Consider the following 17,240-nt stretch of genomic DNA (forward strand, 5'->3'; position numbering starts at 1 on the left):
ACCAGCCTAGGGCCGGATCAGATATTTCTCACCCGTGCGCTTGGCATTATAGGCCTGCATCGTTGCAACATCGACCGCCTGCTCCAGGCTGACTTCATGGCTGTAATGGCTCTTGAAAGTCGTCGTCAGCTCAGCGGCAACGCGGGCGCGCATGCGGCCAACAATTTCAGGGCCAGCCTTTGCCATGAACGGCGTGAGCAACCAGCCGCTCAGACTCCAGGTCAGACCGAAATTGCGGTTAAGAATGGTCGGGCCAACATCAAGCGCGCCGTAGATATAGACCTGTTTCATCTGGTCTGAACCATAGCGGCTATAGGCCGACATGCGGCGCACAGCTGCTGCCTCCATCGCGCCCAATATTTGCCCGGCCAGCTTGCCGCCGCCAATCGGATCAAAGCCCAGAAATGCTTCGGTCTTTTCGATCGCACTGGTTAGTTGCTCCACAAAATCGGCGTCGTTTGAATTGAGCACAATTTCGGCGCCAATGCCCTTGAGCAAGGCAACTTGCTCTTCGCTACGCACGATATTGACGAGCGGAATGCCATCTGCCTTACAGATCTTCACCAGCATCTGGCCAAGGTTGGAGGCGGCTGCGGCGTGGACAATCGCCTTGTAACCTTCCAGCTTCATCGTCTCAACAAAGCCGAGTGAAGTCAGTGGGTTGACGAAGCAGGATGCGCCATCTTCCGGCGCAGTTCCATCAGGGAGCGGCATACATGCCATTGCTGCCAGACAGCGATATTGCGCATAAATCTCACCGCCGATGAGTGCGACGGTTTTGCCTATCAAAGCCTGTGCTTCCGGTGAAGCGCCCGCCGCGACAACGACTCCGCAGCCTTCATTGCCAATGGGCAATGCCTGACCGACACGACCCGCCATGAAGCGCATACCTGCTTCGGGAACATTCATCGCAATTCCGGGAAGGCCATCACGATCGATCGCCCGCGCGCTGGTCACATCGGCAGCACCGACCATCAGGCCGAGATCAGAGGGGTTGATCGGGGTTGCCTGCACCTTGACGACAACTTCATGGTCCTTCGGCGTCGGCATCGGCAGATTCGCAAGATAGAGTTCCAACACCCCTTCCGGCTTTACTTCGGTCAGCATGGTACGATTTGCTGTGGGTAGTTCGGTCATGTCGGTCTCCTCTCAAACGTCCGGATTCGGTTCGCCTTTGCAACTGGATTAGCCGAACGCGCCAAAGGCTTCAACGACACTGTTGGAATCAGCCTGCTTTAACAGCGAGCACGGCGCATAACAGGGTGATCCCCATCGCAAGTACGCTCAAACCGGTCCAGGGAATGAAGCCGACCCGATCAAGACGCTCACGTTTTTGCCGTTTTCGATCCGCCAGCACAAACAGCGCAGATGCCATTGCCGAAAGCACGGCAATGACCGCCCACATATGAAAGTTCCAGTTTTCTGCTAGCCAATCGATCATCCCGGCCAGATGCGCATTCAGCCCAAGCATTGCAAGAGGCTGGACGGACGGCATTATCCGCCTATGCAGGCGGCGATGCGGCCCGACGAACCCAAAAACACGACTTTCGCTAGCTCCAGCCAGCATCCGTTGCTTGGCGTAGCCCTTCGACTTGCCGCGATGGCAGTGCTTGGGATCATGTTTGCGCTGGTAAAACTCGCAGGTGCGCATGGCGTCCATGTTACCGAAAGCTTGTTTTACCGTCAGCTCGCCGGGCTTCCGGTTGCCGTTGCATGGCTTTGGTGGACAGGCGCGCTCGCCTCCATTCGCACCTCACGACCCATGGAGCATGGCTTGCGCATGATCCTCGGCGTGTCGGCGATGACGCTCAATTTCTCGGCGATGCTGTTGTTGCCTATGGCCGAGGCCACAACCTTTGGTTTTGCTGCGCAGATATTTGCGACAATCCTCGCTGCATTGCTGTTACGCGAACCCACCGGGCGCTATCGATGGGGCGCGGTGGTCTTGGGCTTTGTCGGCGTGGTGGTTGCACTGCAGCCAGGTGGTCGGGCCATCGTTCTGACCGGTGCAGCTGTGGCATTGGGCGGTGCGTTAATGACAGCATGTGTGATTATCCAGCTCCGTCGGATGGCGCAGAGCGAGCCGGCGGGTGCCATCGTTTTCTGGTTCAGCCTTACCTCGCTGGTTCCGCTGGGGGTGGCCGTTTTGCTGTTTGGCAAAAACCATGATCTGGCCAGTTGGGCGATTATAGCTGGTCTCAGCCTTTCCGGGGCCATCGCGCAGATACTGCTGACCGCATCCTTGCGCCACGCGTCTGTCGCCGCGATCATGACGATGGATTATAGCGCGCTACTTTGGTCAGCATTGATGGGATATGCTGTGTTCGGTGATATTCCGGGACATTCAGTTTGGCTGGGCGCGCCGCTAATCGTAGGCGCAGGCATGATCATTGCCCGGCGCGAACAGCATCTAACCAGACGACGCGCTATGGAAGTGGTGGAATATCCCGTCGGTTGAGATGCACCGGGATTTGCGCGCGCACTTCATCGACGCGGGCAGTATCAATTTCTGCAAAACCCAGCCCCTCGCCTTCACCCATGTCGAGAATGACCTTGCCCCAGGGATCAACAACCAACGAATGGCCGTAAGTTTCACGACCATCCTCATGCTTGCCCGATTGCGCTGCCGCGATCACAAAGGCTGCGGATTCGATTGCTCGCGCTCGCAGCAAAATGTGCCAATGCGCGCTGCCGGTCGGAACGGTGAAGGCCGCAGGAACAGCAAAGGCGCGGGCGCCGCCACGCGCCAGCAGACTATAAAGATCCGGAAAGCGCATATCGTAGCAAATCGTCAGCCCCATCCAACCCAGCGGTGTATCCGCCAGCACCGGGGCACCGCCGCCAACATAAGCTGACGATTCTCGCCAGGATTCACCCGTGGCCAAATCGACATCGAACAGATGCATCTTGTCATAACGGGCAACCAACTTGCCGGAACTGTCAAAGAGTATGGTTCTGTTTGCCATACGTCCCGGAGCGCGTTCGGACAGGACTGGAACCGATCCCATATGCACCCAGAGTTCTAATTCTTCGGCTAGAAATGCTAGTTTACGCAACCATTCATTTTCGCCTTCCAACGCGATGTTCGCTTTTGCTCTTTCCCTATCGCGATCGAGTAACAGGGACATCTCCGGCGCAAAATAGAACGCGGCCCCCTGCGCTTTGGCTTCTTTCATTGCCGCAACCATTGCGGCGCCATTCCTGTCAACATCGGTACAACTGTTCATTTGATGAACTGCAATTAGCACGACTCTAACACCCTTCTTCAAATCGATTCATCGTGTTTGACCGAGAATTACTATGAACAGAAGCAAATGACGAAAACTTACAGCTTTCGTGACATGGTAATTAGCATCATTTAGCGTTTGCAACACTGTGTCGGCTGCGCAACAGTCATGCAAGCTATGAAGAGAAAATGAGATTTTGCAATTTCCCACTAGATTCACGGGTTGCACAGAACAGCTGATTGTGCCAATAAGCGCTCGGTGTGTTTAAAACCACATTCAAAAAAGGAGCCAAAAAATGCGTTTCGGTAAAGTTTCGCTCGCTGCAGCGGCTGCTGTTGCTCTCGCCGGTGCCCCGGTGATTGCACAGGCTGCTGCTCCTGCAAAGCCCGTCGCTGCCAAGGTGCAGCGCGCTGGTGCCGCTAAGGAAGAAAGCAAGCTCGGCGGCGGAAGCGGTGTCATCATCGCTGTTCTCGCAGCTGCAGCTGTTATCGCCGGTATCGTCATTGCCTCGGGCAACGACGACGACGCTCCGACCAGCCCCTGAGCTCGGTCTGAGATTAAAAGGAAAGGCGGCTTTTTGGCCGCCTTTTTTTTGCCTCGGCTCGACGAAATGCACTTGCATCCTTCCAATGTAACTGACATTTAAGGTAAATGTGGCCGGGGTCGCAACTCAAAGTCACACATTGAAACACAACACGTCCTATTCCAAAGGGAGTTTTAACATGAAAATTGCGAAAATATTGCTGGCATCTGCCGCTCTCGCTGTGGCCGGATCTCCCGTTGTAGCTCAGGCTGCACCGTCCGTTTCGAAATCAGCCACGTCTCAAGTCAAGCGTGCGAACTCGGTCAAGAAAGCCGAAAGCAAGCTCGGTGGTGGCAGCGGAGTCATTATCGCAATCGTTGCGGCTGCGGCAGTGGTGTTGGGAATCGTTCTACTTTCGGACGACGACAATCCGACCAGCCCCTGAGCCTAGTCAAAAATTCGACGAAAGGCGGCTTTTTTGCCGCCTTTTTTATTATGATCGCTTGGTTAGCGCGAATCGCCGAGGATTTTAACCATCTGGTCAATCGCTTGTGCTAGGCACACTGTCATGTCCCATAGTCTCAAAGTTCTCGTAACCGGCGGTGCTGGATATATTGGCAGCCACGCCGTTCTCGCCCTGAAAGATGCCGGGCACAGTCCCGTCGTTATCGACAATCTGGTAACGGGTTTTCGTTGGGCGATCCCTGACGATGTGCCGTTGGTCGAAGGTAATGTCGCCGATGAAGCACTGGTCGCCTCCGCGCTACGCAATCATGGGATTGAGGCAATTATGCATTTTGCGGGTTCCATCATCGTCCCCGAATCAGTCGAGAACCCGCTCAAATATTATCGCAACAATACCGCCGCGAGTCGCAGCGTGATCGATTCGGCTGTGCAGGCGGGCGTGAAGCATTTCATCTTCTCTTCGACTGCCGCCACCTATGGCATCCCCGAATCGAGCCCGGTGCGCGAAGACATGCCCAAGCTGCCGATCAATCCCTATGGCATGTCGAAACTGATGACCGAATATATGCTGCGCGACGTCGCGGCCGCGCATGACTTCAACTATTGCGCGCTCCGCTATTTCAACGTCGCAGGGGCCGATCCTCAAGGCCGCACCGGCCAGTCGACCGCAGGTGCTACCCACCTGATCAAGGTCGCGGTCGAAGCCGCATTAGGAAAACGCGATTCGGTGGCTGTGTTTGGCACCGATTATGCCACTCCCGATGGCACAGGCGTCCGCGATTATATCCATGTCAGCGATCTGGCCGCAGCGCATGTCATCGCACTGGAGGCGCTGGTGGCTGACCCGAAAGCCAGCCACACGCTCAATTGCGGCTATGGCCATGGCTATTCGGTGATGCAGGTTCTGGACGCCGTCGACCGCGTCACCAATCTAACCATCGACCGCAAGATCGAAGGTCGCCGCGCCGGCGACCCTGACGAACTGATTTCGGACAATCGCGAGATCAAGGCACGCTTTGGTTGGCAACCGAATTATGATGACCTCGACACCATCGTAACCCACGCCCTGCAGTGGGAACGCAAGCTAGGCGAGCGCAGCTAGTCTTGCACAGTTGAACCATGCGCCCCATATCCGGGGCTATGGACAATCAAGCGCATAACAACCCGTCGACCTGGTACGGCACCACCATCCTTTCAGTCCGCAAAGGCGGCAAGGTAGTGATTGCGGGTGACGGTCAGGTCTCGATGGGCCAAACCGTCATGAAGCCCAATGCCAAAAAGGTCCGCCGCCTGCACGACGGCAGCGTGATTGCGGGCTTTGCGGGTGCAACGGCCGATGCCTTTACACTTTTCGAACGGCTCGAAAAAAAGCTGGAAGCGCATCGCGGGCAGTTGATGCGGGCTGCAGTCGAACTCGCGAAAGACTGGCGGACTGACAAATATCTTCGCAACCTGGAGGCGATGATGATCGTCGCCGACAAGGAAGTGACACTGATCCTGACCGGCAATGGTGATGTACTCGAACCGCTCGATGGCATTGCGGCCATTGGATCGGGCGGCAACTTTGCACTCGCAGCCGCGCGCGCACTGATGGACTATGAGGCCGACGCCGAAACACAGGCGCGCCACGCGATGAAAATCGCTGCCGAGATTTGCGTTTACACCAATGACCAGCTGACGGTCGAAAGCATGGACAGCGTCGGCTGACCCCGGGAATCCCTTTATTATGAGCCAAAATCTTACGCCCAAGGCGATTGTCGCCGCATTGGACGAACACATCATCGGTCAGGCCGACGCCAAGCGCGCAGTTGCCGTTGCCCTGCGCAACCGCTGGCGCCGCCAACGCCTTCCCGCCGAGTTGCGTGACGAAGTGACGCCCAAGAACATCCTGATGATTGGCCCGACGGGCTGCGGCAAGACCGAAATCAGCCGCCGCTTGGCGAAACTGGCCGATGCGCCGTTCATCAAGGTCGAGGCCACCAAATTCACCGAGGTCGGCTATGTCGGCCGCGATGTCGAACAGATTGCCCGAGATTTGGTCGAGGAAGCCATCCGCCTCGAAAAGGATCGTCGCCGTGAGGTTGTGCGTGAAGCAGCCGAAGCCGCCGCGATGGAACGCATCCTGAAGCCGTTGGCGGGCGATACCGCCAGCGAAGCGACGCGCGAAGCCTTTCGCCAGCGCATCCGCGACCACCATATGGATGATGTCGAAATTGAAATCGACGTTGCCGATGCCCCGCGCATGCCGATGGGCTTGTCTGACCTTGGCCCAGGAATGGGCGGCGTAGGCATGATCAATATCGGTGAGATGATGGGCAAGGCGTTCGGCCAGAACAACCAGAAACGCCGCAAGCTGAAAGTGCCCGAAGCCTGGGCAAAGCTGGTTGACGAGGAAACCGAAAAGCGGCTCGATCAGGATGATGTTGCGCGCACCGCGATTGCCGATGCCGAAGCCAATGGCATCGTCTTCCTCGACGAGATCGACAAAATTGCCGTCAGCGATGTGCGCGGCGGTTCGGTGAGCCGCGAAGGCGTGCAACGCGACCTGCTGCCTTTAATTGAGGGCACAACGGTTGCGACCAAATATGGTCCGATGAAGACTGACCATGTGTTGTTCATCGCCAGCGGTGCCTTCCATATCTCCAAGCCCAGCGACATGCTGCCCGAATTGCAGGGCCGCCTGCCGATCCGTGTCGAGTTGACCGCGCTGACGCAGGAGGATTTTGTCCGCATTCTTTCGCAAACCAAGGCCAATTTGCCGCACCAATATGTGGCACTGCTGGGCACCGAAGATGTAGCGCTGGAGTTTACCGACGACGCGCTTACCGCGCTCGCACGCATCGCGGCGCAGGTGAACGAAAGCGTCGAAAATATCGGTGCGCGCCGCCTGCAGACCGTGATGGAACGCTTGCTTGAGGACATCAGCTTTGATGCCGAGGACCGCAAGGGCGAGACGATCAAGATCGACGCTGCCTATGTTGAGCAGCAGCTTTCGGGCATTGCCAAGGACGCCGATCTTTCCAAATATGTTCTATAATTGTTCCATACTTCCTGCTATGTGAGTCGCAGGAAGGAGACAAACATGACCCATCAAGGCGGATGCCATTGCGGCGCGGTGCGCTATAAGGTGAACGGAGAGCCGCAACATGTGGCGCTTTGTCACTGCAGCGATTGCCGTAAATCGTCGGGAGCGCCGATGGTGGCATGGGCGGCCTTTACCGAGGATCAGTTCAAACTGGTCGAGGGCGAGCCTGTGACTTTCAATTCCTCAGGTTCGGCGATGCGCAGTTTCTGCCCGAAATGCGGATCGGGGCTCTATTATCGCAACGCGGAATTCCTGCCCGGTATCGTCGATATCCAGTCGGCAACGCTCGACGATCCCGAAGCCCTGCCCCCCGGCGCGCATATCCAGACGGCTGAACGGCTCGGCTGGATGGAAACCGCGCACAGCCGTCCGGCATTTGAGCGCTTTCCGGGTTAGAGACTAGCGCGAAGCAACCGCTCCGGCCTCTGGCTCTACAACCATCGTCCAGGCCTTGGTAGTTACCAGATATTTGCGCGCCAGCGCTTGCAACTGCTCGGGCGTGACCTTGCTGTAGTCGCTGTATAGTCGTCCCAGCGCGTCATAGCGCGCGGCATTATAAGTCGCGCCCTCCAGCTCGTTCATCCAGAACAGATTGCCCGTCGTCGCGCGCTCGACATATTGCAGGATCGGCTCCAGCGCACGCTGCAGTTCGTCCTTGCTCACTGGCGTAGAAACCAAATCTGCTGCGACCGCATTTGCAAAAGCGAAGAAGCGGTCCTTATCCTTGGGCTGCATCTGGCTGTACGCCATCAGGAAGCCGCCCGATGCAAATTCGTCCGGCCAAGTCGCAGTTGCGTCCGGGCTATAGCTTGCAGCCTGTTCCGATCGGAATTTTTCGAATAGCCGGTCGCGGAACAATGCCGCGAGCACTTCCAGCTGGCGGGCTTCGCTGATCTGCGCAAGCCCTGCCCCGGTGGGCCAGCCGATGACGGCCGCCAACTGATCCTTGGGGCCCTTGTGCGTAAAACGCAGCGGCTTTGCGTTGGCCGCAGGGAAGATGACTTGCGAAGCCTTTTGCGAAATCGAAGCCACACTCCGCGGTTTCAGCGCGCCAACGGTGTTCTGCAGCGCATCGACCGCTTTTTCAGTTTCAAAGTCGCCGAACAGCAATACTTCCACCGGGCCGCTGGCCAACAAAGGTTCCCAGAAGCGACGAAACGCCCTGGCATCAACTTTGCGCACTTCGTCGGGAGTGGGGATTTTCCAGCGCAAATCATTGCCTGACAACCGATATTGCAGCTCGCGTTGCAGCACCGCAGTCGCCGACATGTCGAAGCTGCGATAGCCCGCAATCGCCAGCGCCTTTTCGCGTTCGAGCGGAGCGCTATCCCAATTGGGGTTTTCCATCTTGGTCGCGATCAACCGCAGCTGATCAGTCAAATCTTCTGGACGCGTCGATGCGGTATATTCGAACGCATCATTGTCGACATTGAAACCCAGTTCGATGCGGCGACCATTGACCAGCTGATCAATCTGCGTCCGACTAAATTGCCCAATGCCGCTTTCGCTGATGATGCCCTGCCCGGTCCAGAACAAGGCACCCTTGGCCGGATCGACTGCCTGATAGCCCCGGCCGAAGCGCACGAGCACGCGGACCTGACCGCTCTCTGCCTTGTTCGGGAACAAAAGCGCGCGCACGCCATTCGACAGCTCAACCGATTCCATTTCCAACCGCGTTAGCGTATTGCGCGACACGACTGTAGCGGGCGCTCCCAGCTTGGGCAGATCCTCGATGGTGATCGCATTTTCCGACAGGCGCACCGTAGTCGCCGCCGTCACCGGATCGGTAAGAGCCTTAGCCAAACGGACATCGGCGTCTGCCCCGTCCGCAACAGGCGTGGTACGCAATATGCGAACGGCATCAGCCGCGAAAAGCGCCTTGGTCGCCGCGAACAGGCGTTCGGGCGTGAATTTGCTGCGCATATTTTCATAGACCGACACGACCGTATCGGGATCGGCGATGGTTTCGCGGATATCGACCGCCTTGACGATGTCGTCGGCCTGCTTGGCCGCCGCTTCAAACGGATAGCTATCGCGCATTGTGCGCAGCGCATTGCCGAACAGCGCCAATTCGCGTTCAATATCGGCGGCCGAAGGTGGCGTAGTGGTCGCATCGGCGATAATCGCGCGCACGTCCACCACCGCCTTTTGCCAATTGTCGCCAATCGGGGTGATGATAACCGTAGTGGTATCGGCGCTGCGCGAGATATCTTCCTGCGCCACTTCGGCGACGCTGAAGGTCGACCCGGCCCGCGCCTGCGTCACCAGACGGCGGTTGATGATCTGCTGCGCCAGCGCATCGACCAGCAATTGTTCATTATAGGCTATGGTGTCGGCGACCTTTTCCCAAGGCCGGGCGTAGATGACCGCAACATTGGGCGGCAGCGTGGGAGCGACCACAGTCTTCGCGACAGCGCCGTTGGGATCAGGGCGTCCGAAATCGGGATCGGCAACGGGGGCACCCTGCCCTTTCCAACTGCCGAAATGCAGACGGACAAGGCGTTCGAGTTCAACGGGGTCGGCATCGCCTGCTATCGAGACCACGACTTTCTCGGGCCGATACCAGCGTCGGTGGAATTCTTTCAGTCCCGCAGCCGAGGCGGTGTCGAGGCTTTCTATTGTTCCGATGGTCGAACGCTTTGCGAGCCGCTGCCCCTGGAAAGCGTGCTGGCGCATCGCTTCGCCCAGATCCATCCCAGCGCCAGCGGATTCACGTAGCTCGGCCTGAACGATCGCACGCTCCGCATTCAACGCGCTTTCGGAGATGTTGGGCGCGCGCACCATTCCCGCGAGGATTTTCAGCGATTCATCGAGCGTGGCAGGCGAACTGTTGGGCAGGTCGAGCTTATAAACCGTCTGCGTTGGTGTGGTCTGGGCATTGCTGTCGCTGCCAAAGCTGACGCCGAAGCGCTGCCAGATGCGTTTGGCTTCACCTTCGGGGACATGTTCCGAACCGCGGAACGCCAGATGCTCCATCAGATGCGCAAAGCCGAGCTCATTATCCTCTTCATGCAGCGCACCCGCATCAACGCGCACGCGGATTGAGACCTGACCCTGCGGCACGATATTCTTCTTCACCGCATAGCGCAGGCCATTTTCGAGTACACCGAAGGTCCAGCTGGCGTCGACTGGAACGTCGCTATTCTCGTAAAGCCAAGGGGTCTGGGCGGGTTTGGTTTCTGTCGCAGGGGTGGTTTCTGCAAAAACCGACTGTGCAGGAATGAGCAGCGCAAGCGCGGTTGCCAGGCGAAGACTAGGGAGAAATTTCATCGACCGGCTTCCTGCTGCGGCGTCGATTGACGCAGGATGAATAAGCGGTCAAATCCCGCCATCGATGGTTTCATAACCAAAGCCGGCTAGCCCCGATCGCAGGGCCTCGACACAGGCCGCCAACTGGTGCGCGTCGGTGGAGCGTACCACGAAATTGGCGCCAACACGGCCTTCACGGAAAAAGGGATAGCTGCCAATCTGGCAGCCTTCATGCGCCTTTTCGGTATCGCCGAGCAGCTTTGCGATCTCGCTTTCGGCGACCCAGCAGCCGATCTGGTGCGACAGCAAGGGTGCGCCACCCTCCAGCGTGCCGGTCAGAGCATCGAGCATGCCAGCGGTGATGTGCGGCACACCCGCCATAATGAAGATATTGCCAATCTTGATCCCCGGCGCGCCCGACATCTTGTTCGGGATCAGGTCCGCGCCATCGGGCACCCTCGCCATGCGCAGCCGCTGTTCGGTCACACCACCACGGGTTTCGTAATAGCGCTCGAGGATTTCCTTCGCGATAGGATGCAGGACCACCTGCACGCCTAGCGCCGCTGCAATCGCATCGACGGTGATGTCGTCATGCGTCGGCCCGATCCCGCCGGTGGTGAACAGATAATCGTTGCGCGCGCGCAGTGTGTTCACCGCCTCTACAATCGCCTCCTCGACATCGGGCACCACGCGCACCTCGCGCAGGCGGATGCCCTGCACGTTAAGCCAGAGCGCGATCTGGCTGATATTCTTGTCCTGCGTGCGGCCGGAAAGGATTTCATCGCCAATGATGACAAGTGCGGCGGTGTAGATGCGGTTTGAGGTCATGGACTCGGGCATAGCCGCAAAGACTCCCCTCGCAAAGCACGGATAAAGCGCCTATATGCGCCCTCATGAACCAATATGTTGCCGTTACCGCCGAAGAGGCCGCCATCCCGCGTGACGGGGTGATCAAGCTGCACGGCGCGGAAGCCTTTGAAGGCATGCGCAAGGCAGGCCGTCTTGCCGCCGAAATCCTTGATGCCCTCACCACCTTCGTCGTGCCCGGCGTGACCACGGGCGAGATTGACGATCTGGTGCGCGAAATGACACTGAAGGGCGGCGGCATCCCGGCGACGCTCGGCTATCGCGGCTATACGCACAGCTGCTGCACCAGCATCAACCATGTGATCTGCCACGGCATCCCGTCGGACAAGAAACTGCGCGATGGCGATATCGTCAATATCGATGTCACCCCGATCGTCGATGGCTGGCACGGCGATACCAGCCGCATGTATCTGGTCGGCGATGTGCCCACCAAGGCAAAGCGGCTGGTCGATGTGACCTATGAATGCCTGATGCTCGGCATTGAACAGGCCAAGCCCGGCAACCGCATCGGAGATATTGCCCATGCGATCCAGACCCATGCCGAAGCGCATCGTTATGGCGTAGTCCGCGAATTTTGCGGGCATGGCCTTGGGCGTTTGTTCCATGACGCGCCCGAAGTGGTGCATGCCGGAAAGCCCGGCACTGGGCCCGAACTAAAACCCGGCATGATCTTCACCATCGAACCGATGATCAACATCGGCAAACCGCACGCCAAGGTGCTGGAAGATGGCTGGACAGCAGTGACGCGGGATCGCTCGCTATCGGCGCAGTTCGAGCACTCAATCGGGATTACCGACAAAGGCTGCGAGATCTTTACGGCGAGCCCCAAGGGGCTGCACAAGCCGCCTTATTGAGGCTGCGGTAAAGCAGATGCAGGAAGGCGTTCGCGTTCGACGGTTACCGTGCTGGTGCGGCTCTCGACGTCGCCATCAGATTTTGCAATGTCGAGTTTTGTTACCGTCGTCTTCTTTACGATGAGGCCTGCTGGGTCTGTTTCGATTTCTACAGACATGATACCGGATATTTTTCTGTCAGCCTGATTCAGCAGGGCATCCTCTAGCGACTTATTGTCGCCCATAATCTTTCCGACAACCACTTCAGACTCAGCCTCAGCTAACCTCACCTTTTCAGGGTCTACTGCAAGCTCAACAGTATAGGTTGCACCTTCGGCGTTGCTGGTTCTGAGACGTATGGGCGAAGGAGCAGAAGCGTATGGATCACTATAAGGCATCCTGTCCGATATCCACGTCCACAAATCATACTGCTTTACAATTCCAAGTGCTGAAACGGGATCGCATTCAATTTTGAAAGCATTCCACGTGAATATCCACTGACCGCACGCAGCACGGGGAAATTTGGCTTTCTTCAGCCAAGGGTCAACGCGGCTCTCAAGTTCTTCCGTATTCAACAGTGAAGGCTCACCCTCGAACGGCCGAAAAATGCGAGCGGGCAGTTGCCAGTTAGCGCCCTTCTTTGTCCCATCTTCGGCTGGAAATTCATCATACTCCAGCTCTAAACCACGTTCATCGACACGAATTACTCGCTCGATGATGGCAGTCTGACCGCTTGAACTGCTTGATCCATCCTCGCGTTTTTCTTCGTTTTCATAGCGGGAGAATATCTTAAAAACGTCTCCAGCTTTTACGGGTTGCGCGAAAGAGGCATCAGCCGTGGCTAACACCGTTATCGCAATAAATAGCTGCACGGGGCGTGCAATGCGCATCACAACCGCAACCCGCTCACCTCATCCAGCCCGGCCATGATGTTCAAATTCTGCACGGCCGCACCGCTGGCGCCCTTGCCCAGATTGTCGAGCATCGCCATCAGCCGCACCTGATCGCCCTTGGGGCTGCCCATCACGTAGAGGTCGAGCCGGTCGTTCGGTTCCTGCGTGTTGAGGATCAGCAGTTCGGACGGCGCCATGTCGGTATGGACCTTAACCACCGGCGAACCCGCATAGTGCTCCATTAGGCAGGCACGCATCTCTTCGGGGCTATCGCTGCCGGGCATCACCGAGATCGGCAGCGGCACCTCCACCATCATGCCGCGGAACGCCTTGACCACTGCTGGCGCAAAAATCGGGGCGAGTGACAGGCCGGCATGTAGCTGCATCTCCGGCACATGTTTGTGGCTGAGGTCAAGGCCATAGGTGCGGAAACCGATATCGGCGCCCTCCCCCTCGAACCGTTCGATCAACGCCTTTCCGCCGCCCGAATAGCCGGACACGGCGTTGACGGTATAGGGCCAGTCTGACGGGATCAGCTTGGCCGCGACCAGCGGCGCGACAAGGCCTAGAAAGCCGGTGGGGTAGCAACCCGGATTGGAAACGAAGCGTGCCGCCGCGATCCGTTCATGCTGGCCCTTTTTGAACTCCGGAAAGCCATAGGCCCAATGGGAATCGACGCGGTGCGCGGTCGAGGCATCGATCACGCGGGTGCGATCATTGGCAATCATCGCCACCGCTTCCTTCGCCGCATCATCGGGCAGGCAGAGGATGACGAAATCGGCATCGTTCAGCGCCTCACGACGCGCGGCGGCATCCTTGCGCTTGTCCTCGGGCAGGATGATCTGCGCAAACTCGCTGCGGCCCGAAAGCCGGTCAGCGATTTCGAGGCCGGTGGTGCCGACTGCGCCGTCGATGAAGAGGGTGTGGGTCATATTCCTCTCCCTTTACGGGAGAGGATATGGAGACTTGGCAACTTGTTGCCTAGTCGCAATTGGAGAGGGCTTGTGGCGGCCACCCCCTCTCCAAGACTTGCTAGGCAGCAAGCTGCCAAGCCAAGTCTTTCCTCTCCCGCAAGGGGAGAGGGGCAGAAAACCGATGGGGCAGTCACAACGCCACCCTCTTCCGCGCCAAGACCGGCACCTCATGCTCGGCAAAACGCGCCGTCGCATCGGCCAAGGGCTCGATCGAAACCGCCATTGCCGCGCCATTGGCGTGGATCAGGTTGCTGTCATCCGCCATGATGCCGACATGGCCGGGGAAGAAAACAAGGTCGCCGCGCTGCAGTTTTTCGTCCGCGCCCAGTTCTTCACCGAAACTGGCCTGCTGCATATCGGCATCGCGCGGGGCCTTAATGCCCTTCAGGCCGAGAACCAGTTGCACCAACCCCGAACAATCGAGCGCATCGCCGCTGCGGCCGCCCCAACTATAGGGTACGCCAACCAGCTTTTCGGCCAGATCGGCAGGCGAACCATCGACCTTGCCGGGTTCGGACAGGTGCACGCGCGGTATCCAGCCGCCTTCGCAGGCAAGGAACTTACCGCATTCGCTGGCTTCACCGCAGACGATCTGCGCCCCCATCGGGTAGCGGGCCAGCACGGGCGCCTTGATCGAGGGTTGCGCCACCAGCAAGGTTGCAGGCGCGCTGACCACATGGGTCGCGGTGAAATCATCGCCCAGATCGGCAAAGCGCAGATAGCCGAGATAATCGTCGTGCAGGCAATAGCCCCAGGCCCATTCCCCCGCGACATCGAGCACGGCAAATTCTTCGCCGTGCATCAGCGCGCTGACCGGCATCGAACTCAGATGCGGTTCGGCATGGATTTCGGTGACGGGCGCAATCCCGGTGCGCAACATCGGCACCGCATAATGCGGTGCGAACAGCTTTCCGGCGAGCTTGATGTCCGCCAGATCGCCACGGATCGGCGTCGTGCGCTTGTCGCCTTCGATGCTATGCCCGCTGAGGCGATAGGTCGCGCGCTGTTTCGGTGGTGCCGTATCGGCCACTATAATTCCCCTAGCTTAGCGCGCCCCTTAGCGGACCGGATAGGCCTGCGACAAGTAGCGATAGACCGCACGCAGCCCCAGCGCCTCTCCGCCCTTGGGCCGCCCCGGCTTCGCGGTCGGCCGCCAGGCGAAGGTATCGAGATGCGCCCAGCGCACTTCATCGGGCACGAATTTCTGCATGAACAAGGCCGCCGTGATCGCGCCTGCAAAGCTGCCACCTGCATTGGCGGTATCGGCAATGTCGCTGTCGAGCATATCGGCATAGGGCTTCCACAACGGCATCCGCCACAGCGGGTCGGCCACCGCTTTGCCCGCATCGAGCAGGCCGTCGGCCAGTTCATCGTCATTGACAAAAAGCGCAGGCAAATCAGGGCCGAGCGCCACGCGAGCCGCGCCTGTCAGCGTCGCGAAATTGACGATCAGTCCGGCCTTGTCCTCCACCGCCTTGGCCAGCGTATCTGCAAGGATCAACCGCCCTTCGGCATCGGTATTGTCGATCTCGACATGAATACCCGCGCGGCTTTTGACGATGTCGCCCGGGCGCAAGGCCCCACCCGCAACGCAATTTTCGACCGCCGCCACCAGCAGGTGCAGCCGCACCGGTAGATGCGCCTTCATGATCAGTTCGGCGAGCGCCAGCGCATGCGCGGCACCGCCCATATCCTTTTTCATCAGCCGCATACCGACCGCGCTTTTCATCGAAAGCCCGCCCGAATCGAAAACCACGCCTTTGCCGACAATGGCAATGCGCGGATGGCGTTCATCGCCCCATTCAAGTTCGATCAGCCGTGGCGCATAATCGCGCGACGCTGCCTTGCCGACCGCATGGATCAGCGGATAGCCGGTTTCGAGATCATGCCCCTTGGTGACATGCAGCGTGCCCTTATGCGCCTTGGCCAGCCGCTGCGCCTCGGCCTCCAACTGGTCGGGGCCCAGATCGCCTGCGGGCCGGTTGACGAGCGTGCGCACCAGATCGGTCGCCTCTGCCTGCCGCACCGCATTTTCAATACGTCCCGGCTCGCTGGTGAGCAGGACACGCGGCCCTTTCAGCTTGGACTCGCTGCGATATTCGTCGAACCGATATTGGCCGAGCAGCCAGCCGAGAAGCGCGTCGCCGGTTTCGGCGCCCGTCAACCGGTACGTGCCTTCAGGTAACGACTCCGCCGCCTTGGCGAGCGACCAATGTTCGAGCTTCGCCGCATCGGCAACGATCAGTGCCGCCTTCCACTCATCGCCGCCGGGGATATGCAGGATGGCAAAATCGCCTGCATTTCCGTCAAACTTCTGCGCGGTGGCGGCGGCGCGGACAGGGCTGGGCTGACCGGCGAACCAGTCGGCAAATCCCTCTTTTGAAATGATTTCAATGTCGGTTGCGGCTTGCCCGCTATCGGGCTGGATCAAATTGCTATAGTCAGTCATGCAGCCTTGATAGCGACAACGATTCAACAGGGGGAGAAGCAAATGGCCTTACACGCGGATTTTCTGAAGCGATTGCCTTTGCTGTTCCTTTTCCTGCTCGCCGCCTGTTCGTGGAGCGAGCCCGATGTGATCGAATTACCCAGAGACATCGGACCTACGTCTGACGCATTTGTGGCTGCCTTGCAGAAGGGGGATAGGGTGGTGGCGGAACGCCATGTTGCACCGACCGCAAGGGATGAACTCAGCGCTCATTTTTCTAATAAATCAAATTACTTAAAGGCAGAACCTAAACTCACGCCGCGCTTCATCACCTACAAGCCTGAACATATGATGGGCCCGGAAGATTCCGAAGTTACCATCATTTATGCGGCCAAAGATGGCGGGAAATGGACCACGGCCGAAGTGCGCCTGTTCCGCTTGAACGACGAACCCTATGAGGTCGACTTTTGGAAGATCAGCAACGACACACCCGTCGCCAAGACCTATTCCCCCAATCTCAAACCGATGTTCGGCGTTTTTGCCGGGCTGGCTGGCGCGATTGTCGTGCTCGGCTTACTCACCATCGCGCTGGTTTTGTGGATCGTTCGCCGCAAACCGCATGTCGTCGCCCCCGAACCGGTGGCCGAGCGACGGGTTGCGGCAGTTACAAAGCGGGACGAATTGAACCCAGACTGA

The 17,240-nt window shown here is 58.5% G+C and carries 18 protein-coding genes; 9 read left to right on the forward strand and 9 right to left on the reverse strand.

Going from position 1 to position 17,240, the window contains the following annotated elements:
• Window positions 1–6 precede the first annotated feature (6 nt).
• Window positions 7–1,137: a zinc-binding dehydrogenase gene (locus ABL922_RS05465; protein WP_349023194.1), complete on the reverse strand. Its 1,131-nt coding sequence runs from the start codon at window positions 1,135–1,137 to the stop codon at window positions 7–9.
• A gap of 88 nt (window positions 1,138–1,225) precedes the next feature.
• Window positions 1,226–1,441, reverse strand: a complete 216-nt coding sequence (locus ABL922_RS05470) for a hypothetical protein (RefSeq protein ID WP_349023195.1) — start codon at window positions 1,439–1,441, stop codon at window positions 1,226–1,228.
• Window positions 1,442–1,450: 9 nt separating this feature from the next.
• Here ABL922_RS05470 and ABL922_RS05475 point away from each other — a divergent pair, with 9 nt between their 5' ends.
• Window positions 1,451–2,458 carry a DMT family transporter gene (locus ABL922_RS05475; RefSeq protein ID WP_349023196.1) on the forward strand — a complete coding sequence of 336 codons (1,008 nt, stop codon included), beginning with the start codon at window positions 1,451–1,453 and terminating at the stop codon, window positions 2,456–2,458.
• Here the strand turns inward: ABL922_RS05475 and ABL922_RS05480 are convergent.
• On the reverse strand, window positions 2,427–3,248 hold the full coding sequence (locus ABL922_RS05480) for a carbon-nitrogen hydrolase family protein (RefSeq protein WP_349023197.1): 822 nt from the start codon (window positions 3,246–3,248) through the stop codon (window positions 2,427–2,429). The two genes, ABL922_RS05475 and ABL922_RS05480, sit on opposite strands and share 32 nt — an antisense overlap.
• Before the next feature lie 274 nt (window positions 3,249–3,522).
• Here ABL922_RS05480 and ABL922_RS05485 point away from each other — a divergent pair, with 274 nt between their 5' ends.
• From ABL922_RS05485 to ABL922_RS05510, 6 genes are all read left to right on the forward strand, one after another.
• Window positions 3,523–3,771, forward strand: a complete 249-nt coding sequence (locus tag ABL922_RS05485) for a hypothetical protein (protein ID WP_349023198.1) — start codon at window positions 3,523–3,525, stop codon at window positions 3,769–3,771.
• A gap of 178 nt (window positions 3,772–3,949) precedes the next feature.
• A complete protein-coding gene (locus ABL922_RS05490) occupies window positions 3,950–4,195 on the forward strand; it encodes a hypothetical protein (protein WP_349023199.1) in 246 nt (81 codons plus the stop codon).
• A 123-nt stretch (window positions 4,196–4,318) separates the two neighbouring features.
• Window positions 4,319–5,317 carry a UDP-glucose 4-epimerase GalE gene (gene galE / locus ABL922_RS05495; RefSeq protein WP_349023200.1) on the forward strand — a complete coding sequence of 333 codons (999 nt, stop codon included), beginning with the start codon at window positions 4,319–4,321 and terminating at the stop codon, window positions 5,315–5,317.
• Window positions 5,318–5,355: 38 nt separating this feature from the next.
• Window positions 5,356–5,922: an ATP-dependent protease subunit HslV gene (gene hslV, locus ABL922_RS05500; protein ID WP_349023201.1), complete on the forward strand. Its 567-nt coding sequence runs from the start codon at window positions 5,356–5,358 to the stop codon at window positions 5,920–5,922.
• A 19-nt stretch (window positions 5,923–5,941) separates the two neighbouring features.
• A complete protein-coding gene (gene hslU / locus ABL922_RS05505) occupies window positions 5,942–7,252 on the forward strand; it encodes an ATP-dependent protease ATPase subunit HslU (RefSeq protein ID WP_349023202.1) in 1,311 nt (436 codons plus the stop codon).
• Between the two features lie 45 nt (window positions 7,253–7,297).
• Window positions 7,298–7,696, forward strand: a complete 399-nt coding sequence (locus tag ABL922_RS05510) for a GFA family protein (RefSeq protein WP_349023203.1) — start codon at window positions 7,298–7,300, stop codon at window positions 7,694–7,696.
• 3 nt (window positions 7,697–7,699) lie between these two features.
• Here the strand turns inward: ABL922_RS05510 and ABL922_RS05515 are convergent, their stop codons facing one another.
• Together ABL922_RS05515 and ABL922_RS05520 are read right to left on the reverse strand one after the other, a co-directional pair.
• Window positions 7,700–10,570 (reverse strand): insulinase family protein, encoded by a 2,871-nt coding sequence (locus tag ABL922_RS05515; protein WP_349023204.1) that lies wholly within the window; start codon window positions 10,568–10,570, stop codon window positions 7,700–7,702.
• A 48-nt stretch (window positions 10,571–10,618) separates the two neighbouring features.
• Entirely contained in the window at window positions 10,619–11,377 is a 759-nt protein-coding gene (locus ABL922_RS05520; RefSeq protein ID WP_349023205.1) for a molybdopterin-binding protein, read from the reverse strand.
• Window positions 11,378–11,442: 65 nt separating this feature from the next.
• Here ABL922_RS05520 and map point away from each other — a divergent pair, with 65 nt between their 5' ends.
• A complete protein-coding gene (gene map / locus ABL922_RS05525; RefSeq protein WP_349023206.1) occupies window positions 11,443–12,270 on the forward strand; it encodes a type I methionyl aminopeptidase in 828 nt (275 codons plus the stop codon).
• Here the strand turns inward: map and ABL922_RS05530 are convergent.
• From ABL922_RS05530 to ABL922_RS05545, 4 genes are all read right to left on the reverse strand, one after another.
• On the reverse strand, window positions 12,264–13,139 hold the full coding sequence (locus ABL922_RS05530; RefSeq protein ID WP_349023207.1) for a hypothetical protein: 876 nt from the start codon (window positions 13,137–13,139) through the stop codon (window positions 12,264–12,266). The genes map and ABL922_RS05530 overlap by 7 nt on opposite strands.
• Complete coding sequence (gene argC / locus ABL922_RS05535) at window positions 13,139–14,074, reverse strand: N-acetyl-gamma-glutamyl-phosphate reductase (protein ID WP_349023208.1); 936 nt, start codon at window positions 14,072–14,074, stop codon at window positions 13,139–13,141. The genes ABL922_RS05530 and argC overlap by 1 nt, the downstream gene beginning before the upstream one ends.
• Before the next feature lie 172 nt (window positions 14,075–14,246).
• Window positions 14,247–15,146 (reverse strand): NlpC/P60 family protein, encoded by a 900-nt coding sequence (locus ABL922_RS05540; protein WP_349023209.1) that lies wholly within the window; start codon window positions 15,144–15,146, stop codon window positions 14,247–14,249.
• 27 nt (window positions 15,147–15,173) lie between these two features.
• Window positions 15,174–16,565, reverse strand: a complete 1,392-nt coding sequence (locus ABL922_RS05545; RefSeq protein WP_349023210.1) for a leucyl aminopeptidase family protein — start codon at window positions 16,563–16,565, stop codon at window positions 15,174–15,176.
• A gap of 42 nt (window positions 16,566–16,607) precedes the next feature.
• Between ABL922_RS05545 and ABL922_RS05550 the strand changes: the two genes are divergently transcribed.
• Window positions 16,608–17,240, forward strand: coding sequence for a hypothetical protein (locus ABL922_RS05550; protein WP_349023211.1), 633 nt, complete (start codon window positions 16,608–16,610; stop codon window positions 17,238–17,240).

Source organism: Sphingorhabdus sp., from assembly GCF_040079335.1.
Classification (GTDB): domain Bacteria; phylum Pseudomonadota; class Alphaproteobacteria; order Sphingomonadales; family Sphingomonadaceae; genus Sphingorhabdus_B.